The sequence below is a fragment of the Microbacterium tenebrionis genome (assembly GCF_903645325.1).
GTDB lineage: Bacteria > Actinomycetota > Actinomycetes > Actinomycetales > Microbacteriaceae > Microbacterium > Microbacterium tenebrionis.
Window position 1 is genome coordinate 115,486 of the sequence record NZ_CAHJXQ010000003.1, and the last position, 18,953, is coordinate 134,438.

The following is an 18,953-nucleotide window of genomic DNA, read 5'->3' on the forward strand; positions in this document are numbered from 1 at the left end:
CAGGAGGCGATGAAGAGTCTCAGGCACGCCGTTGCATTCCTGGTGCCCGCGCTGCTCGCGTTCGCGACCGGCGCGGCGTTGCTCGTGTTCTCGATCGGCCGCCGGGTCGTCACCCCGCGCTCGCGTGTCGCCGACACCGAGATCCTGTCGGTCGACACCGGCGCGCAGACGATCGAGCTGACCCGGAATCCCGACACCGAGCTTCCCGGCCGCTACGGTCTGTTCACGACGGGGACGTACGGATACGTCAAGCTCGGCGCGGTGCTCAGCGCGGACGCCAAGAGCGTCCGGCGCAAGCTGCTCACGCAGATCGAGCCGGGCGCGAAGATCGATCGCGCCGCCGGATTCAGCGGGTGGTACTACGCCTCGCCGACGGAGCTGCATCTGCCCTGGGAGCCGGTGCTGATCGGATCGCCGGCAGGACCGTGCCCCGCCTGGTTCTTCCCGGCGGAATCGTCGACCTGGGTGATCCAGGTGCACGGCCGCGGCGTCACCAGGGCCGAGTGCCTCCGGGCGGTCCCGGTCTTCCACGCCCTGGGTCTGCCGAACCTCGTGGTCTCGTACCGCAACGACGGCGAGGCTCCGCGCAGCCGCGGAGGATCCTACGCTCTGGGCGCCTCGGAATGGCGGGATGTGGACGCCGCGATCGCGTACGCGTTGCGGCATGGGGCCGTGCGCGTGCTGCTGATGGGCTGGTCGATGGGCGGCGCGATCGCGTTGCAGACCGCCCTGTCCTCCGGCAACCGTCAAGCGATCGCCGGTCTCATCCTCGATTCGCCCGTCGTCGACTGGCGCACCGTGCTGAAGTTCCAGGCGCACGAGTCCGGCATCGTCGATCCGCTGCCTGCCCTGGCCATGAACGCGCTGTCCGCGCCGCTCACGGCACGGCTGAGCGGCGCGGAGGATGCGATCCCCTTCGACCGGCTGGACATGGTGGCCCGGGCGGGCGAGCTGACGGTTCCGACCCTGATCCTGCACAGCGACGACGACGGCTTCGTCCCGGCCGACGCATCGCACGCTCTCGCCGCGGCGCGCCCCGACCTCGTCACGATGCCGGCTTTCTCGGTCGCCCGTCACACCAAGCTCTGGAACTACGACCAGGTCGGCTGGACGGCCGCCATCACCGAGTGGATGAACGCGAACGGGTTCGCCGACGCCGGCTGATCAGCGCTTCTGCGCGACCTGCCGCTTGACCCGCAGGAGCATGCCCGTCATCCCGGCGATGCGCAGGGGAGAGACAGCACGCGTCAGGCCGATCGACTGCGGATAGTCGTCCGGGATCGCGATGACCTCGTCCGCGCTGAGGCCGGTGATGCCCTGAACGAGGATGCTGGCGAACCCGCGGGTCGTCGGCGCCTCGGGAGGTGCGGTCGCGTGCATCGTGACGACGTCGTCCTGGACATCGACGTGGATGTACACCGGCGACTGGCACTCGGCGACGCGCTCGTACATCTCGGGGTGGCTCGCCACCTCGTCGGAGACCGCGGGCAGCTCATTCGAGAACTCCAGCAGCAGCTGGAGCCGCTCGGCCTCCGGCAGCTCAAGGAAGTCGTCGCGGATCTCTGCGAGAGTCTCGGGAACGTGCGTGGTGCTCATCCCCTCAATCCTCCCACGGCCGATCGATCGCGGCTCACAGCGTGCCGGGCTCCGCTCCCGTGACGATCGGGACGCGGACGGCGCTGCCCCACTCCGTCCACGAGCCGTCGTAGTTGCGCACGTTCTCGATACCGAGCAGGTGCTTGAGCACGAACCAGGTGTGGCTGGAGCGCTCGCCGATCCGGCAGTAGGCGATCACATCGTCGCCGTCCGCGATGCCGACGCCCTCGCGATAGATCGCCTCGAGCTCGGCACGGCTCTTGAACCCGCCGTCCTCGGCGACCGCCTTCGCCCACGGAACACTCTGCGCGGTGGGGATGTGCCCGGCGCGCAGCGCGCCCTCCTCCGGGTAAGCCGGCGCTGTCGTCCGCTCGCCGCTGTACTCCTCGGGGGAGCGGACGTCGATGAGGGGGCCGGTGCCGATGAAGGCGACCACGTCGTCCTTGTACGCGCGCAGGACGGAATCGTCGCGGTCGACGACCGGGTACTCGGTCACGGGGCGGTCTGCGGGCGCGGTCGTGAGCTCACGGCCCTCTGCGATCCAGCGATCGCGTCCGCCGTCGAGCAGGCGCACGTCCTCGTGCCCGAACAGCGAGAACACCCACAGGGCATACGCTGCCCACCAGTTGTTCTTGTCGCCGTAGATGACGACGGTGTCGGAGCGTTCGATTCCCTTGCGTCCGAGCAGGTCGGCGAAGCCCTCGCCGTCGACGTAGTCGCGGACGACGGGGTCGTTGAGCTCGGTGTGCCAGTCGACTTTGACGGCTCCGGGGATGTGGCCCGTCTCGTAGAGCAGAACGTCCTCATCGGATTCGACGACGACGAGGCCGGGATCTCCGAGGTGCGCGGCCAGCCATTCCGTGCTCACCAGGCGACCCGGTTCGGCGTACTCGGCGAACTTCGCGACACTCGTGTCGGACTCGATGGTCATGGGTGCTCCTCGGGTGGGTGGCGGGGGTGCAGGACGGCGTAGTGTTGACCCGTCCCCTCGACCCTAAAGCCGTTCGGTGCGCTCGGCGCCGGATCCGTAAGACTTCGACACAGGAATCGCATGACCGCACCGATCCACCTCACCTCGCGCGAACCCGTCGTCACGGGACCCGAGATGCTGGCGAGCCTCGTGCCGCCGCCGCAGTTCGACGGCGCCACCTTCGACAGCTATCGATCCGATGACGCCTATCCGTCGCAGGCCGAGGCGAAGGAGCTGCTGCAGCGGTTCGCCGGCCGGGGCGCCCCCGCGAAGAAGACCGGATTCTTCAGCCGCGCGAAGAAGGAGCCGGACATGAAGCCCGGCGTCTACCTCGACGGCGGATTCGGCGTGGGCAAGACGCACCTGCTCGCGTCGATCTATCACGCGATGCCTGCACGGCGGAAGTACTTCGGCTCGTTCATCGAGTACACGGCGCTCGTCGGCGCGCTGGGCTACAAGAACACGGTCGATCTGCTGCGCGGCTCGGATCTGCTCTGCATCGACGAGTTCGAGCTCGACGATCCGGGCGACACCATGGTCATGACCCGGTTGCTCGGCGAGCTCGTCACGTCGGGCACGCGCCTGGCGGCGACCTCGAACACGCCGCCGAACGCGCTCGGCGAGGGGCGGTTCGCCGCGCAGGACTTCCTCCGCGAGATCCACGCGATGTCGGACAGCTTCCAGACGATCCGCATCGACGGCGTCGACTTCCGCCAGCGCGCGCTCGACGGCAAGGCCGTGGTCCTCGACGACGCCGCGTATCAGCGCGAGCTCGCGGCGATCGAGGGCACGGCGTCGGACGACGCGTTCGCCGACGTCATCCGACACCTCGCCAAGGTGCACCCTTCGCGGTACATCCGCCTCATCGACGGCGTCTCGATGGTGGGACTGCGCGACGTCCAGGTTCTGACCGACCAGTCCGAGGCGCTGCGGTTCGTGGCGTTCGTCGACCGCGTGTACGACGCACAGGTGCCGATCATCGCCACCGGCACATCCCTTGACCAGGTCTTCGCGGAGGAGATGCTCGGCGGCGGATACCGCAAGAAGTATCTTCGCGCCATATCGCGGCTGAACGCGCTGACTCATTCTGCGCAGCTGCAAAGCGCGCCGTAACGCGATGTTCACACGAGCGCCTGCGCTGTAACACCCTCGAAACAGGGAGCGCGCATTCCGGAAACGGAGCCTCGTCACACTGAAGCTCTCAACTACTTCGGATGTGAGGTTTTCCTATGGATGCTCCCGGCAACATCTCCTGGGGTATTACCGCCACGGCGCTCGTGCTGCTCATGACGCCCGGCGTCGCGTTCTTCTACGGCGGTCTCGTCAAGGCGAAGAGCGTCGTCAGCATGATGATGATGAGCTTCGGGTCGATCGGCCTCGTCGCCGTGCTGTGGATCCTGTACGGCTTCTCGATGAGTGCCGTCGACAGCCCGACCGCGTTCGCCGGCAACCCATTCGCCGACTTCGGCCTGAGCGGACTCGCCTCGGGTGAAGGCTCGAACGTCGCACTCATCGGCGTCGCGTACGGCGCCACGTTCGCGATCATCACCGTGGCCCTGATCTCCGGTGCTATCGCGGATCGTGCGAAGTTCGGCAGCTGGCTGATCTTCGCGGGCGTCTTCGCAACGGTCGGCTACTTCCCGATCGCGGCATGGGTCTGGGGCGGCGGCTGGATCATGGAGCTCGGCACGACGATGTTCGGCGCCGACAGCGGCATCGGCGTCATCGACTACGCCGGTGGTACCGCGGTGCACATCAACGCCGGTGCAGCGGCTCTCGCACTCGCCCTCGTCCTGGGCAAGCGCATCGGCTTCCAGAAGGGCATCCTCAAGCCGCACAACGTGCCGCTGACGCTCCTGGGTGCAGCCCTGCTGTGGTTCGGCTGGTTCGGCTTCAACGCCGGTGCGGAGTGGCTCGCGGAGGACATGGGCGGTGTCGGCCTGATCGGTCTGAACACCCTGGGTGCCACCGCGGCGGCCATCCTCGGCTGGATCCTCATCGAGAAGATCAAGGACGGCAACCCCCCCTCGGTCGGCGCCGCATCCGGTGCCGTCGCCGGTCTCGTCGCGATCCCCCCCGCCTGCGCCAACCTGACCCCCGGCTGGGCGCTGCTGCTCGGAGCGATCTCCGGCATCGTGTGCGCCCTGGCCGTCGAGCTGAAGTTCCGCCTCGGCTTCGATGACTCGCTCGACGTGGTCGGCATCCACCTGGTCGGCGGCCTCATCGGAACCGTGTACCTGGGCTTCTTCGCCACCGGCACCGGCCTGTTCGTGGGCGGCGACGCCCGCCAGCTGGTCGTCCAGGTGATCGCGGCCCTCGGTGTGCTGATCTACTCCTTCGTCGTCGCCTTCATCATCGGCTTCGTGATCCAGAAGACGATCGGATTCCGCATCGCCAACGAGGACGAGATCGCCGGTGTCGATTCGGTCGTCCACGGCGAGGAGGGCTACGCGCTGGTCGACGCCTGAGCGCGACCGGATGCTGATCGATACAGTGACGGGGTGAGTTCCTCCCAGAGCATCCTCGGTCGGCTCCTCGACCTCCTTCTGAAGTCGTTCAGCACCAGGACGCCCCGGACTCCGCAGTCGGAGCCGGGGCGTCCTGGTGCGTCCGGACCCCGTGCCCGCCTGCGCGACGAGGAATCCGGCGCTGGAGCACAGCGGGGGAGCGAGACGGTGCGTATCGACCCCGGTGGCATACGCGATCTGCGCGTGGAGTACGCGCCGTCCAGGGACGGTGCACCGGACGCCGGTGAAGTGATCTGGACATGGGTGCCGTACGAGGAGAACGACGGGCGCGGCAAGGACCGCCCCGTCCTGGTGATCGGGCGGCAGTCGGCGCAGCGCGTGTACGCGGTGCGGATGACCAGCAAGCCTCACGAGCGCGATCGTGATTACCTCGGGGTCGGCGCCGGCGACTGGGACTCGCAGGGCCGCGAATCGTGGGTCGACATCGAGCAGCTGTACAGCGTGCACGACTCCGGGATGCGCCGCGAGGCCGCGATCCTCGACCGATACCGTTACGAGCGGGTCGCCGAGGCTCTCGTGCATCGCTACGGCTGGGCGCGCCGCTGAACGCGTTCCGATCCGATTCCCGGAGTGCTCCGAATCTTCTGCGTCAGCGGGTCCTGGTGCTCCAGAGGGCCCAGAGGATGAGCACCGGCTGCAGGAAGAGTCGGACGAGGCGCTTCGTGTCCGTGTCGAGTCCGGGGGCGGACCAGCCGGCGCGCCACTGCTGAACGTTGCCGGGGAACACGGCGACGAAGAATGCCGCGGTCGCCCATCCGATGCGTCGGCGCTCCTTCGGCAGCGCGACGAGCCCTGCGGCGAGCGCGAGCTCAGCGGCACCGGATGCGACGACGACGCCGTCCTTGTCGAGCCCGGTGACGCGGGTGGCCCAGTCCGGGATGAGTCCCCGGAACCCGCGCGTCTGCACGAAGTGCATCACGCCCATGAAGGCGAGACCGAGTGCGAGAGCCCACCGTATGATGTGTCGGATCATCCGTTAACGCTATCTGCTTGCAGTGCGCCGCTGAGCCAGCGGGCGTAGAGGATCCAGGGTTCACCGCCTCGTCGCAGCCCGTTGATATGAGCCTCGAGATCTGGCGTGAAGGTGAACCACTCGCCGCCCTCGCGGATGGATGCGAATTCGCGGTGTCGCTGCTGTTCGATCATGCGGTCGCCGCGTTCGAAGGCGAGGAGTTCGTCGTGCCGGATGCTGGCGAGACGCTGTCGCGGGCGCCTGCTCGTGCCGATCTTCACGCGCTGGTCGTAGCGCAGGTAGTAGACGACGTCGATGCGGGGGAGTGGCAGGTCGGCATCCGGAGCGTCGCCGTACCGCCACGCGCAGTCGACGCAGAACCATCCCCCGCGCCGACGGTCACCGCGGACGCCCCCGCAGAGCCGGCACGGACCGGGAAGCGCTGTGTCAGTCGGCATCGGCCGAGAGTACGCCGAGGTGCGGACATCGGATTCATCGATGGAGGAGAGGATATGGTGGGCGATGCCGGACTCGAACCGACGACCTCTTCCGTGTGAAGGAAGCGCGCTACCAACTGCGCCAATCGCCCGATGACCTGGGGTCGAGAATCGATACTACCGGAACGTTCGAGCCGCTCCGGACCATTCCGCCGGACACGCGCGAGATCCGTGTCCGGTTTTGCAGGTCGGGAATCATCGGCTAATGTTTTACAAGTGCCCGGGACGCCGGAACACGAAATGCGGATGTAGCGCAGTGGTAGCGCATCACCTTGCCAAGGTGAGGGTCGCGAGTTCGAATCTCGTCATCCGCTCGAGTGCAGGAGCCCCCGCAAGGGGGTTTCGGCATGTGGGTTCGAATCCACCTCGCGGTGGCGTGGCCGAGAGGCTAGGCACCGGCCTGCAAAGCCGTTTACACGGGTTCGAATCCCGTCGCCACCTCTCATACAATTGAACAAGCCCCAACGGGCGCGATTGGCGCAGCGGTAGCGCGCTTCCCTGACACGGAAGAGGTCACTGGTTCGATCCCAGTATCGCGCACACTCTGAAACCCTCGGTTCGCCGAGGGTTTCTTCGTCTGACGGGGCGGTGAATCCGCCCGCGCGTTCATCAGGCTCGTCCTCAGTCGGGAGCGTCAGCCCTGCCGACCCGTTTGACGATGTCATACGCAGCGAGCGCGGCTTTGCGGGTCTCACCGAGATCGACGATCGGCGTCCGGGGAGAGTCCGCCGCCCACTGCGTCGTGTACAGCCCCTGCGGGTCGAACTTCTTGGCCTGCAGCTCCGGATTGAAGATGCGGAAGTACGGGGCGGCGTCGACACCTGAACCGGCGACCCATTGCCAATTGAACGGGTTGTTCGCCCCGTCGGCGTCAACCAGAGTGTCCCAGAACCACTGCTCGCCGTGCCGCCAGTCGATGAGCAGGTTCTTCGTGAGGAACGAGGCGGCGACCATGCGCACGCGATTGTGCATGAACCCGGTTCGCCAGAGCTCGCGCATACCGGCGTCGACGAAGGGGATGCCGGTCTCGCCGCGCTGCCACGCGGACAAGTGCGTCGGTTTCATCCTCGGCCACGGGAACGCGTCGAACTCCCGGCGCAGGTTGCGGGTTGCGAGGTCCGGACGGTGGTACGCCGTGTGCCAGGCGAACTCGCGCCATCCGAGTTCGGACAGGAACCCGCCGGCGCCCTCAGCTGCGATCGCCTCCTGCCACACGGTGTGCGGGCTGATCTCGCCCCAGCGCAGGCGGGGTGACAGCATCGAGGTGGAGCCGGCAGACGGTACGTCTCGAGCGTCGTCGTATGCGGCCAGATCCTCGGTGAGGAAAGACCGTAGCCGTGCGCGTGCCGCGGGTTCGCCGGGCTCCCACGTCTCGCGGAGACCCTCGGCCCAGTCGGGGCGGGTCGGGAGCAGTTTCCAGTCGTCCAGATCGTCGGATGCCGGTGAGCGACGAACCCCGTCGATGGCCCGTGGCTCCGGCAATGGCGCGCGTGGCGCGGGCAGCGCAAGACAGGCCCGCCAGAACGGAGTGAACACCGAGAAGTGCGTGCCGTTGCCGGTCCTCACCGTCCACGGCTCGTGCAGCAACGAGGCCGCGAACGATGTGACTTCCCGCCCTTCCGCCCGCAGAGCATCCTTGAGCGCGGCATCCACGGCGCGCTCTGCACCGCCATACCGCCGATTCCAGAACACCGCACCGGCGTCGGTGTCCGTCACCGTCTCATGCAGCACACGGGCGGCGGGTCCTCGACGCAGCACCACAGACGCGCCGACACTCTTCAGCCGCTCGGTCAGGGAGGCGAGCGAATGGTGGAGCCACCACCGGGCGGCGCCCCCCAGGGGGCGAAAACCGGGAGACTCCTCGTCGAGGATGAACAACACGACGACCGGCTCGTTCCTGTCGATCGCTGCCCTGAGCGCGGGGTTGTCGGCCAGACGAAGATCGTCGCGGAGCCAGACAAGCGATGCGGAAGACATCTCCCCATTGTTGCGAACGCCGCGGCTGAGTCCGGGAACCCACGCGAAATCCCGACTCTTCGCGGTGATCCGCCAGGGGCGCGGGCGCGCGGTCCGCCCTCGCAGGGCGAGTAGCCTAGAGGGCGACCCAGATGGAGTGACCTGTGCCTGAAATCGACGTACCCGCCGGCGCCGCCCGCGACGGCTTCGCCCTGTTCTCTGACCGATCCGTCGTCGCGATGCGCGTGAACGGCGAACTCAAGGATCTCGCGACGACCCTGACCGAAACCGACGACGTCGAGCCGGTCACGATCGACAGCGAGGACGGGCTCGCGATCCTGCGGCACTCGACCGCTCACGTCCTCGCTCAGGCGGTGCAGCGCATCAACCCGCAGGCGAACCTCGGCATCGGACCGCCGGTCACCGACGGCTTCTACTACGACTTCGGCGTCGACACCCCGTTCACGCCCGAGGACATCAAGGCGATCTCGAAGGAGATGCAGCGCATCATCCGTGAGGGCCAGCGGTTCGTCCGCCGCGTGGTCACCGAGGACGAGGCACGAGCGTCCATGGCCGATGAGCCGTTCAAGCTCGAGCTCATAGACCTCGCCGGCGGCCCCGGCTCGGGCGCGAACGCGGCCGAGGGCGCCTCGGCGGAGATCGGCGCCGGCGACCTGACGATCTACGAGAACACCACCCGTGACGGCGAGGTCGCCTGGAAGGACCTCTGCCGCGGCCCGCACCTGCCGAACACCCGCATGATCGGCAACGGGTGGGACCTCACCCGCATCGCCGCCGCCTACTGGCGGGGTAGCGAGAAGAACCCGCAGCTGCAGCGCATCTACGGCACCGCGTGGCCGTCGAAGGACGAGCTGCGTGCGTACCAGCACCGCCTCGAGGAGGCCGCCAAGCGCGACCACCGCCGGCTCGGCAAGGAGCTCGACCTGTTCTCGTTCCCCGAGGAGATCGGCTCGGGCCTGAGCGTCTGGCACCCCCGCGGCGGCGTCGTGCGCGGTGAGATGGAGCAGCACGCCCGCAAGCGCCACATCGAGGGCGGCTACACCTACGTGTACACGCCGCACATCTCGAAGCAGGACCTCTTCCTCACCTCGAACCACCTCGTCACCTACAAGGACGGGATGTTCCCGCCGATCGTGATGGACGAGGAGCGCGACGACGAGGGCAACATCACCAAGCAGGGCCAGGACTACTACCTGAAGCCCATGAACTGCCCGATGCACATCCTCATCTACAAGGAGCGCGCGCGCAGCTACCGCGATCTGCCGCTGCGTCTGGCCGAGAACGGCACGGTGTACCGCAACGAGCTCTCCGGCGCTCTGCACGGCCTCACCCGCGTCCGCGGTTTCACCCAGGACGACTCGCACCTGTTCGTCACCCCGGACCAGCTCGAGGAGGAGGTCGGCAAGGTTCTGGAGTTCATCCTGTCGATGCTCCGCGACTTCGGCCTGACCGACTTCGAGCTCGAGCTCTCGATGAAGGACGACGAGAAGTCCAAGTGGATCGGCACGGACGAGTTCTGGGAGAGCTCGACCGATGCGCTGCGCCGGGTGGCCGTGGCATCCGGCCTGAAGCTCACCGAGGTCCCCGGCGAAGCGGCCTTCTACGGCCCCAAGATCGACCTGAAGACGCGTGACGCGATCGGCCGCACCTGGCAGCTCTCGACCGTCCAGGTCGACCCGAACCTGCCCGACCGGTTCGACCTCGAGTTCATGGACAAGGATGGCCAGAAGAAGCGTCCGATCATGATCCACCGGGCGCTGTTCGGCTCGATCGAGCGCTTCTTCGCCATCCTGCTCGAGCACTATGCCGGAGACTTCCCCGTCTGGCTCTCGCCGGTGCAGGTCGTCGGCATCCCCGTCGCCGAGGACTTCGCCGACTACCTCGGCGACGTGATCCGCACGCTGCGCGAGAGCGGCGTGCGCGCCGAGCTCGACACGTCCGACGACCGGATGCAGAAGAAGATCCGCAACCACACCACCGGCAAGGTGCCGCTCATGCTCATCGCGGGGGAGAAGGACCGGGATGCCGGGACGGTCTCGTTCCGCTTCCGCGACGGCACGCAGCAGAACGGCGTGCCGATCTCGGATGCCGTGGCCCGCATCCGCGCGGCGATCGACTCGCACGCGCTCGTGCACACGGTCGAGGACCTCGCGTGACCGACGGGGACCTCATGGAGGATGCCGGGCATCTCGCCGGCGTCCCCGACGAGTTCCAACGGCTGTGGACTCCGCACCGGATGGCGTACATCCAGGCGGGCCCCGAACCGCTGCGCGAGGAGTGCCCGTTCTGCGAGGCGCCGAAGCATCCTGATGCGGAGCGCCTGATCGTCGCGCGCGGCGAGACGGCGTACGTGCTGCTGAACCTGTTCCCGTACAACTCGGGACACCTGCTCGTGTGCCCGTATCGGCACATCGCGACCTACGACGAGGCGAGCCCCGAGGAGGTCGCCGAGATCGGCGCGCTGACTCAGACCGGCATGCGGGTGCTGCGCGAGGTGTCGAAGTGCGACGGGTTCAACCTGGGCATGAATCAGGGCGCGGTGGCCGGCGCCGGCGTCGACGCGCATCTGCACCAGCACATCGTGCCGCGCTGGCGCTCGGATGCGAACTTCTTCCCGATCATCGCGAAGACCAAGGCGCTGCCGCAGCTGCTCGGTGACGTCCGCGAGGCCGTCGCGAACGCGTGGCCGGCTACCTGACCTGACGCGCTGCGAACTGCATCTTCGGGTGCGCGTAGGACTCCTGCGCCTCGATGAGCTGCAGTTCGCGCTCGCCCGACTCCAGCGTCAGCTTCAGCAGGTCGAACACGCTCGACGCCGTGCGCTCGAGCGCGGTCTGAGCGCTGCCCGTCGACACGTAGTGCGCCGTGAACAGCGCTGCGGTCACATCGCCCGAGCCGTTCGCCTTCATGGGCAGGAAGGGCGTCTGCACGATCCAGGCGCCGTCGTCGTCGACCGCGAGCATCTCGATCGTGCCCTCTTCGCGGTCTGGGCGCTCGACGCTCGTGACCAGCACGGTCCGGGGGCCCATGGCGCGGGCGAGATCCACGGACTCGAGGGTGGACTCGAGCGTGTCCGGCTCCGTGCGGGTGAGGAAGCCCAGCTCGAACTGGTTCGGGGTGATGATGTCGGCGACGGGGACGACCTTCTCGCGCAGGAGTTCGGGGATCGCCGGCGCCACGAAGCATCCGCTTTTCGCATTGCCCATCACCGGGTCGCACGCGTACACGGCGTCCGGATTCGCGGCCTTCACGCGCGCGACGGCGTCGATGATGACATCGCCGATGCCCTCGCCGCCCTGGTATCCGGAGAGGATGGCGTCGACCTGCCCGAAGACGCCGCGCTCCTCGATGCCGGTGATGACGTCGCGGACATCCGCCGGGTCGATGAGCGGTCCGCGCCAGGCGCCGTAACCGGTGTGGTTGGAGAAGTTCACGGTGTAGACCGGCAGAACGTCGACGCCGATGCGCTGCAGCGGGAAGACGGCGGCGGAGTTGCCGACGTGGCCGTAGGCGACAGCGGACTGGATCGAGAGGATCTTCATCCCTCGATCCTCTCACCCGCGCCGCATGATCACCGCACAGCGGCGCTGATGTCAGCGGCCAGCTGATCGGCGTCCTGATCGCTCAGTGCATGAACCGTGAGGCGCATGTGATGGGAGGGGCCTGCATCCTCGTCGAGAAGGAACTCGTCGCCGGTGCGCGCCAGCCATCCGCGACGCATCAGCTGCTCCGAGACAGCGCGGGCCGGACGCGGAAGCCGCACCCACAGATTCATGCCGTCGACGTACTCGGCGTCGATGTCGTGGTCTCGGAGGCGAGCCGCGAACGCGCGGTTGCGCTCCGCGTAGTGGGCGCCGGCGGCGCGGATGGTCGCGGTGGACGTCTCGTCGGTGAGCATCCCGATCGTCAACCGCTGCAGCAGATGACTCACCCAGGTGGTGCCGGGGCTGAGGCGCATCGCGAGGCGCTCGGCCGTCTCGGGATCGGTCGCCGCGATCGCCAGGCACATGTCGGGCCCGAGGAACTTCGACACCGATCGCAGCAGCGCGAACCGTCGGTGTCCGGGGCCGATCAGGCTCTCGTACGGCCGCTCGGACAGCATCGAGAAATGGTCGTCCTCGATGATCAGGACGTACGGATGCTCCGTGAGCAGTGCGCGCAGAGCGGCAGCCCGCTCGGGGGAGAGGCTGACACCGGTCGGGTTCTGAGCGCGCGGTGTGGAGATGACGGCCCGCACGCCGGCATCCAATGCCGCTCGCAGCCCGTCGACGGTCATGCCCTCGTCGTCGACGGGCACGGGCACGGCGCGGTAACCGCCCAGGCGCACCGTGTGGATGCTGGCGAGGAAGCACGGGTCCTCCAGCGCGACCGCGTCATCGCGCATGAGAGCCTGCGCGAGCAGTCGCTCGACGGCATCCACCGCCCCGCTCGTGATCGTCACGCGGAATTCCGGCGTCGGGAGATCGGGTGCGACCCACTCGCGCGCCCACGCGTCGAGCGCCGGATCGATGACGGGCTCGCCGTAAAGGACGGGACGGCCGAGCACACGACTGAGCACGTTCGACGGATCGGGGATGAGAGCGGGGTCCGGGTTGCCGGTTCCGACGTCGCGCAGCACGGTGTCCTGCGCGTATCCCTCCTGCGCGACGGCGTCGTGCTCGACGAGCATCGTCCCTGCGCGGCCGCGGGTGACGACGAGTCCGGCCTGGGAGAGCTGTCGGTAGGCGGCGACAGCGGTGTTGCGGTTGACGCCGAGGCGTGCCGCGAGCTCGCGGACGGGGGGCAGCACTGTGCCGGGGGAGAGCACACCGCGTTCCCGCAGCTCGCGCACGCTGGTGGCGATCTCGCTGGCCGTCCGCCCGGTGATCTGCTCGTTCACGACACCTCCCGTCATCCGAGTCTAGGGTGCGGCCGCGCGGTGGTATCTTTTGGCATAGATCAAAAGCACGTTTGGATGCACGGAAGGATCCACCATGGCCGCAGAGAAGAACACCACCACCGGGTCGGCCCGCGTCAAGCGCGGACTCGCCGAGATGCTCAAGGGCGGCGTGATCATGGACGTCGTCACCGCCGAGCAGGCGAAGATCGCCGAGGACGCGGGAGCCGTCGCGGTGATGGCCCTCGAGCGCGTGCCCGCCGACATCCGCGCACAGGGCGGGGTCTCGCGCATGAGCGACCCCGACATGATCGACAGCATCATCGATGCCGTCTCGATCCCCGTGATGGCGAAGGCGCGCATCGGGCACTTCGTCGAAGCGCAGGTGCTGCAGGAGCTCGGCGTCGACTACATCGACGAGTCCGAGGTGCTCTCGCCCGCCGACTACGTCAACCACATCGACAAGTACGACTTCACCGTTCCGTTCGTGTGCGGCGCCACGAACCTCGGCGAGGCGCTGCGGCGCATCAACGAGGGGGCGGCGATGATCCGCTCCAAGGGCGAGGCGGGCACCGGCGACGTCTCGGAGGCGATGAAGCACATCCGCAAGATCCGCGGCGAGATCGCGGCCCTCGGCGCACTGTCCAAGGACGAGCTCTACGTCGCCGCCAAGGAGCTGCAGGCGCCCTACGAGCTCGTCGCCGAGATCGCCGAGACCGGCGAGCTCCCCGTCGTGCTGTTCGTCGCCGGCGGCGTGGCGACCCCCGCGGATGCCGCGATGATGATGCAGCTCGGCGCGGATGGCGTGTTCGTCGGCTCGGGCATCTTCAAGTCCGGCAACCCCGCGGCTCGTGCCGCCGCCATCGTGAAGGCGACGACCTTCTACGACGACGCCAAGGTGATCGCCGACGTCTCGCGCGGCCTCGGCGAAGCCATGGTCGGCATCAACGTGACGGACCTGCCGGCCCCGCACCGCCTCGCCGAGCGTGGCTGGTAGTCCGCGCGTCGGCATCCTGGCCCTGCAGGGCGACGTGCGAGAGCACGAGCACGTCCTGCAGGCGCTCGGAGCCGACACTCTGCGCGTCCGGCGCCCGGAAGAGCTCGCACAGGTCGACGCTCTGGTGATCCCCGGCGGCGAATCGACCGTGATCGACAAGCTGTCGCGCACGTTCGGGCTCCGTGATCCGATCCGCGCGGCCATCGCGGACGGCATGCCGATGCTCGGCACGTGCGCCGGACTCATCATGCTCGCGGACACCGTGATCGATGCGATCGACGGGCAGGAGTCGTTCGGCGGGCTCGACGCCGTCGTCCGACGCAATGCCTTCGGGCGGCAGGTCGACTCCTTCGAGGCGGAGCTGGTCGCGCCGGGCATCGACGGCGATGCCGTGCGCGCCGCTTTCATCCGCGGTCCCGTGATCGAAACGGTGGGCGGTTCGGCCTCTGTCCTCGCCTCGCTCCCGGACGGACGCATCGTCGGCGTGGAGCAGGGCGGTCTCATCGGGCTGAGCTTCCATCCCGAGATCAGCGGCGAGGATCGCTTCCACAGGAGACTGCTCGCCGCCCTGTAGCGTGTGACCCATGCGCCTGCCGATCGGATCCACGGATGTCAGTGCGAGCGGCGGCAGCGTCGAGCTGATAGGCCGACGAGGCGACGGATGGCAGCGGATCGCGGCGCACGGCATGCCGCTGGCTGAGGCCGTGGCGATCCTCGGGGAGGCGGAGCAGGGGCCGGCGCACGACGATCCTGCGTTCGAGGCAGCCGTCCCGTCCGCGGGCGATCACGCACCGCGGTTCGCGCCGGGCCAAGAGATCCTGTGGCGCTACGGGCGTCACATCGAAGCAGTGCGCGTCGTCCGCGACGACGAGGAGGGGTGACGCGGGAGGACGGCGCACGCCCGGGCGACGCCGTTCGTTAGAATGGACGATGCCCTTGGCGACGCCTCGGGCGGATTCGACGAGCGGAGACATATGTCCGGGCACTCCAAATGGGCGACGACCAAGCACAAGAAGGCCGTCATCGACGCGCGCCGTGCGAAGTCGTGGGCCAAGCTCATCAAGAACATCGAAGTCGCCGCGAAGCTCGGCGGCGCTGACTTGGCGGGCAACCCGACGCTCTACGACGCGGTGCTCAAGGCCAAGAAGACCTCTGTCCCCAAAGACAACATCGACCGCGCGATCAAGCGCGGCGCAGGCATCGGCGGCGAGGCCGTCGAGTACACCTCGATCATGTACGAAGGCTACGGCCCGAACGGCGTGGCGCTCATGATCGAGTGCCTGACCGACAACAAGAACCGTGCTGCCGCCGAGGTGCGCACGGCTCTCAGCCGCAACGGCGGCAACCTCGCGGACCCCGGCAGCGTGGCCTACAACTTCGAGCGCAAGGGCGTCATCGTCGTGAGCGGCGAGGGAACCGCCGAGGACGACGTCATGATGGCGGCGCTCGAGGCGGGCGCCGAGGAGATCGAGCCCCACGCCGACGGGTTCGAGGTCATCACCGACGCCTCCTCCGTGGTCGCGGTGCGCTCCGCTCTCGTGGATGCCGGCATCGACTACAACTCGGCCGATGTGGAGTTCGTGCCCAACCTCAAGGTCGAGATCGACGCCGACACCGCGCGCAAGGTCTTCCGTCTCATCGACGCCCTCGAGGACAGCGAGGACGTGCAGAACGTCTTCAGCAACTTCGACCTGTCGGCCGAGGTCCAGGCCGAGCTCGAGGACGACGAGTAAGTCGCACCCGACACCTGCGAGTCTGCGAAGCCGCCGCTCCCCCCGCGCATAGCCTGGGGGAGTGGCGGCTTCTTCTCTTCGCGTGCTCGGGATCGACCCCGGTCTGACCCGGTGCGGCGTCGGCATCGTCGACGTGGACCGCTCCCGGCGTGCCGACCTCGTGCACGTCGGCGTGATCCGCACGCCCCTCGACGCGCCGATCGGAGAGCGGCTGGCCGCCGTGGCCGACGGCATCCGCTCCGTCGTCGCCGAGCACGGGCCGGACGCCGTCGCCGTCGAGCGCGTCTTCGCGCAGCACAACAGCCACACGGTCATGGGAACGGCCCAGGCGAGCGGCGTGGCCCTGCTGCTGGCGGCAGAGGCGGGTCTGCCCGCGGCGACCCACACGCCCAGCGAAGTCAAGGCGGCCGTGACCGGTTACGGTTCGGCCGACAAGAAGCAGGTGCAGACGATGATCGCCCGCATCCTGCGACTGGATGCCCCGCCGCAGCCCGCCGACGCCGCCGACGCCCTCGCGATCGCGCTGTGCCATGCCTGGCGCCGCGGCGCGGGCCCGCGGCAGGACGGTGGCGCCCAGACCCCCGCGCAGCGCGCGTGGGCCGAGGCGGAGCGTGTCGCTCGAACATACATACGATCCACGACGTAGGGTGGGGGAATGATCTCCTCCCTGCGCGGCGCCGTGCTGTCCACCGGTGCCGACCACGTGATCGTCGAGGTCGGCGGCGTGGGCTTTTTCGTGTTCGTCCCCGGCGACGTCGCGCATACGGCGCGCGAGGGTTCCGAGCTGCGACTGCACACGAGCCTGATCGTGCGAGAGGACGCGCTCACGCTTTTCGGATTCACTGAGCGCACGGAGCTCGACGTGTTCACCCAGCTGCTCAGCGTCACCGGTGTCGGTCCGAAGTCCGCTCTCGGCGTCCTCGGCCACCTCACGGTCGATCAGATCGCCGCTGCGGTCGCCGACGACGACGACGCTCCATTCCGGCGAGTGTCGGGCATCGGCCCCAAGACGGCGAAGCTCATCGTCGTGCAGCTCGCCGGCAAGCTGCAGCCGCCGACGGCGACGCCCACGGGCCGCTCCGGCCCTGCGGCGGACGCCGTGATCGCTCAGGTCACCGCGGCTCTGGTCGGGCTCGGCTGGTCGGAGAAGGTGGCCACGGATGCTGCCGCCGAGACCGCGGATGCCGCGAGCAACGCCGACCGCGCGTCGGTGCCCGCGCTGCTGCGGCAGACGCTCGCCGCCCTGGGGCCCGCGAAGACGGGCGGGGCGCGTGGCTGACGAGTACGAGGGCGGGCGCAATCCCGCCGAGGCCATCGACGAGACCGAGCTCGCGATCGAGGGCGCGCTGCGCCCTGCGAGCCTCGGCGAGTTCGTCGGCCAACCCAAGGTGCGCGGGCAGCTGCAGCTGCTCCTGGACGCTGCCCGCATCCAGAACCGTCCGCCCGACCACATCCTCCTCGCAGGGCCCCCCGGCCTCGGCAAGACGACACTCGCGATGATCGTGGCGCATGAGAGCGAGCGGCCGCTGCGGCTGTCGAGTGGGCCGGCGATCCAGCACGCTGGCGACCTCGCCGCCCTGCTGTCGAGTCTCGTGCCCGGCGAGGTGCTGTTCATCGACGAGATCCACCGCATGGCGCGCTCCGCGGAGGAGATGCTCTATCTCGCCATGGAGGACTTCCGCATCGACATCATGGTCGGCAAGGGCGCCGGTGCCACCAGCATCCCGCTGGATCTCGCGCCCTTCACTCTCGTCGGCGCGACGACGCGCTCCGGGCTCCTCCCGAATCCGCTCCGCGACAGGTTCGGGTTCACCGGCCACCTGGAGTTCTACGAGGACACGGATCTCGAGAAGGTGATCCACCGCTCCTCGCGCGTGCTCGGCGTCGAACTGCCCGATGACGCGCGTCATGAGATCGCGCGGCGCTCGCGCGGGACGCCCCGGATTGCGAACCGGCTGCTCCGACGCGTGCGCGATTACGCGCTGGTGCACGGCGCGCAGGGGAGTGCCGCGGTCGCCGATGTCAACGCCGCCCTCGAGCTCTACGATGTGGACCCCATCGGCCTCGACCGCCTCGACCGCGCCGTCCTCGACATCCTGGTGCGCCGGTTCCGCGGCGGCCCGGTGGGTCTGAGCACACTCGCCGTCGCCGTCGGCGAAGAGGCGGAGACCGTCGAGAGCGTCGTCGAGCCGTACCTGGTGCGCATCGGGTTCCTCGGCCGCACGCCGCGCGGACGCGTCGCGATGCCCGATGCCTACCGGCACCTCGGGCTCCCGCACCCCGACGGGGCCGCATTGTTCGATGACCTATAATCGCTGAAGACTTCACCCCCCGAACCCTCAGCGCGTCCATCGTCGGCGTGCGCTCTGTGAAAGGCTCCGCCTGATGGAAATCGTCCTCTTCGGCCTCCTCGCCGTTCTTCTCGTCTTCATGTTCTTCAACACGCGCAAGCGTCAGAAGCAGATGAAGGCCGAGCAGGAGGAGAAGGCGACCAAGACCGTCCCCGGCGCCAAGGTGCTGCTGCAGGGCGGCCTGTACGGCACGATCGTCGCCTACGACCACGACGACCTCGACTCCCCGGCGCTCGTCCAGATCGCGCCCGGAACCGTGATCGAGGTGCACAGCCAGGCGATCCTCCGCGTCGTCGAGCCGACCGACACCGTCGCGGACGCCGACCTCGCAGCCGCTCCGCACGACTCCGTCGTCGAGGAGACCGCACCCGAGATCGCGCTCGAGACCCCGGAAGAGACGCGCGCGCGCCTCGACCGCGACTCCGACGGCAAGTAGTCCTGCGCTGCACCGACCCGGTTCGATCGGACTCTCAGAA

At 68.4% G+C, this 18,953-nt stretch carries 21 protein-coding genes and 4 tRNA genes; 17 read left to right on the top strand and 8 right to left on the bottom strand.

Annotation, left to right across the window (positions count from 1 at the left end):
- Positions 1-9: 9 nt before the first annotated feature.
- Positions 10-1,164 (top strand): alpha/beta hydrolase family protein, encoded by a 1,155-nt coding sequence (locus tag HWX58_RS06695; RefSeq protein WP_175986244.1) that lies wholly within the window; start codon positions 10-12, stop codon positions 1,162-1,164.
- Here the strand turns inward: HWX58_RS06695 and HWX58_RS06700 are convergent, their stop codons facing one another.
- Complete coding sequence (locus tag HWX58_RS06700; RefSeq protein ID WP_175986245.1) at positions 1,165-1,596, bottom strand: SufE family protein; 432 nt, start codon at positions 1,594-1,596, stop codon at positions 1,165-1,167.
- Between the two features lie 34 nt (positions 1,597-1,630).
- On the bottom strand, positions 1,631-2,527 hold the full coding sequence (locus tag HWX58_RS06705; RefSeq protein ID WP_175986246.1) for a sulfurtransferase: 897 nt from the start codon (positions 2,525-2,527) through the stop codon (positions 1,631-1,633).
- A gap of 120 nt (positions 2,528-2,647) precedes the next feature.
- Here HWX58_RS06705 and zapE point away from each other — a divergent pair, with 120 nt between their 5' ends.
- The 3 genes from zapE to HWX58_RS06720 all read left to right on the top strand — a co-directional run bounded on the left by zapE (position 2,648) and on the right by HWX58_RS06720 (position 5,640).
- A complete protein-coding gene (zapE, locus tag HWX58_RS06710; RefSeq protein WP_227530151.1) occupies positions 2,648-3,679 on the top strand; it encodes a cell division protein ZapE in 1,032 nt (343 codons plus the stop codon).
- 116 nt (positions 3,680-3,795) lie between these two features.
- The gene (locus HWX58_RS06715) at positions 3,796-5,034 is read left to right on the top strand and encodes an ammonium transporter (protein WP_175986247.1); all 1,239 of its coding nucleotides are present in this window, start codon (positions 3,796-3,798) and stop codon (positions 5,032-5,034) included.
- 33 nt (positions 5,035-5,067) lie between these two features.
- On the top strand, positions 5,068-5,640 hold the full coding sequence (locus tag HWX58_RS06720) for a type II toxin-antitoxin system PemK/MazF family toxin (RefSeq protein WP_175986248.1): 573 nt from the start codon (positions 5,068-5,070) through the stop codon (positions 5,638-5,640).
- Positions 5,641-5,683: 43 nt separating this feature from the next.
- Here the strand turns inward: HWX58_RS06720 and HWX58_RS06725 are convergent, their stop codons facing one another.
- The 3 genes from HWX58_RS06725 to HWX58_RS06735 form a co-directional block, all read right to left on the bottom strand.
- Positions 5,684-6,067 (bottom strand): DoxX family protein, encoded by a 384-nt coding sequence (locus HWX58_RS06725; protein ID WP_175986249.1) that lies wholly within the window; start codon positions 6,065-6,067, stop codon positions 5,684-5,686.
- A complete protein-coding gene (locus tag HWX58_RS06730) occupies positions 6,064-6,504 on the bottom strand; it encodes a GIY-YIG nuclease family protein (protein WP_175986250.1) in 441 nt (146 codons plus the stop codon). The genes HWX58_RS06725 and HWX58_RS06730 overlap by 4 nt, the downstream gene beginning before the upstream one ends.
- A gap of 55 nt (positions 6,505-6,559) precedes the next feature.
- A tRNA-Val gene (locus tag HWX58_RS06735) sits at positions 6,560-6,635 on the bottom strand.
- Between the two features lie 150 nt (positions 6,636-6,785).
- Here HWX58_RS06735 and HWX58_RS06740 point away from each other — a divergent pair.
- The 3 genes from HWX58_RS06740 (at position 6,786) to HWX58_RS06750 (ending at position 7,083) form a co-directional block, all read left to right on the top strand.
- Positions 6,786-6,857: transfer RNA gene (locus HWX58_RS06740), tRNA-Gly, on the top strand.
- A 56-nt stretch (positions 6,858-6,913) separates the two neighbouring features.
- A tRNA-Cys gene (locus HWX58_RS06745) sits at positions 6,914-6,984 on the top strand.
- A gap of 27 nt (positions 6,985-7,011) precedes the next feature.
- Positions 7,012-7,083: transfer RNA gene (locus tag HWX58_RS06750), tRNA-Val, on the top strand.
- 81 nt (positions 7,084-7,164) lie between these two features.
- Here HWX58_RS06750 and HWX58_RS06755 read toward each other — a convergent pair.
- Entirely contained in the window at positions 7,165-8,520 is a 1,356-nt protein-coding gene (locus tag HWX58_RS06755; protein ID WP_175986251.1) for a cryptochrome/photolyase family protein, read from the bottom strand.
- A 218-nt stretch (positions 8,521-8,738) separates the two neighbouring features.
- Between HWX58_RS06755 and thrS the strand changes: the two genes are divergently transcribed.
- Both thrS and HWX58_RS06765 read left to right on the top strand, forming a co-directional pair.
- Entirely contained in the window at positions 8,739-10,676 is a 1,938-nt protein-coding gene (gene thrS, locus HWX58_RS06760; protein WP_217702959.1) for a threonine--tRNA ligase, read from the top strand.
- A 14-nt stretch (positions 10,677-10,690) separates the two neighbouring features.
- Positions 10,691-11,218 carry an HIT family protein gene (locus HWX58_RS06765; RefSeq protein WP_175986604.1) on the top strand — a complete coding sequence of 176 codons (528 nt, stop codon included), beginning with the start codon at positions 10,691-10,693 and terminating at the stop codon, positions 11,216-11,218.
- On the opposite strand, the gene pdxY is transcribed toward HWX58_RS06765, so the two are convergent.
- Together pdxY and HWX58_RS06775 are read right to left on the bottom strand one after the other, a co-directional pair.
- Positions 11,211-12,062: a pyridoxal kinase PdxY gene (gene pdxY / locus HWX58_RS06770; protein WP_175986253.1), complete on the bottom strand. Its 852-nt coding sequence runs from the start codon at positions 12,060-12,062 to the stop codon at positions 11,211-11,213. The genes HWX58_RS06765 and pdxY overlap by 8 nt on opposite strands.
- Before the next feature lie 29 nt (positions 12,063-12,091).
- Complete coding sequence (locus tag HWX58_RS06775) at positions 12,092-13,414, bottom strand: aminotransferase class I/II-fold pyridoxal phosphate-dependent enzyme (RefSeq protein WP_175986254.1); 1,323 nt, start codon at positions 13,412-13,414, stop codon at positions 12,092-12,094.
- A gap of 79 nt (positions 13,415-13,493) precedes the next feature.
- Here HWX58_RS06775 and pdxS point away from each other — a divergent pair, with 79 nt between their 5' ends.
- From pdxS to HWX58_RS06815, 8 genes are all read left to right on the top strand, one after another.
- Positions 13,494-14,393 carry a pyridoxal 5'-phosphate synthase lyase subunit PdxS gene (gene pdxS / locus HWX58_RS06780; RefSeq protein ID WP_175986255.1) on the top strand — a complete coding sequence of 300 codons (900 nt, stop codon included), beginning with the start codon at positions 13,494-13,496 and terminating at the stop codon, positions 14,391-14,393.
- Entirely contained in the window at positions 14,383-14,967 is a 585-nt protein-coding gene (pdxT, locus tag HWX58_RS06785; RefSeq protein WP_175986256.1) for a pyridoxal 5'-phosphate synthase glutaminase subunit PdxT, read from the top strand. Before pdxS ends, pdxT begins: the two co-directional genes overlap by 11 nt.
- A 10-nt stretch (positions 14,968-14,977) precedes the next feature.
- Complete coding sequence (locus tag HWX58_RS06790) at positions 14,978-15,274, top strand: hypothetical protein (RefSeq protein ID WP_175986257.1); 297 nt, start codon at positions 14,978-14,980, stop codon at positions 15,272-15,274.
- 93 nt (positions 15,275-15,367) lie between these two features.
- Entirely contained in the window at positions 15,368-16,126 is a 759-nt protein-coding gene (locus HWX58_RS06795) for a YebC/PmpR family DNA-binding transcriptional regulator (RefSeq protein ID WP_175986606.1), read from the top strand.
- 61 nt (positions 16,127-16,187) lie between these two features.
- A complete protein-coding gene (gene ruvC, locus HWX58_RS06800) occupies positions 16,188-16,772 on the top strand; it encodes a crossover junction endodeoxyribonuclease RuvC (RefSeq protein WP_250646137.1) in 585 nt (194 codons plus the stop codon).
- A gap of 9 nt (positions 16,773-16,781) precedes the next feature.
- Positions 16,782-17,405 carry a Holliday junction branch migration protein RuvA gene (gene ruvA / locus HWX58_RS06805; RefSeq protein ID WP_175986258.1) on the top strand — a complete coding sequence of 208 codons (624 nt, stop codon included), beginning with the start codon at positions 16,782-16,784 and terminating at the stop codon, positions 17,403-17,405.
- Entirely contained in the window at positions 17,308-18,438 is a 1,131-nt protein-coding gene (gene ruvB / locus HWX58_RS06810; RefSeq protein WP_175986259.1) for a Holliday junction branch migration DNA helicase RuvB, read from the top strand. Before ruvA ends, ruvB begins: the two co-directional genes overlap by 98 nt.
- A 73-nt stretch (positions 18,439-18,511) precedes the next feature.
- Complete coding sequence (locus HWX58_RS06815; protein ID WP_175986260.1) at positions 18,512-18,913, top strand: preprotein translocase subunit YajC; 402 nt, start codon at positions 18,512-18,514, stop codon at positions 18,911-18,913.
- Positions 18,914-18,953 lie beyond the last annotated feature (40 nt).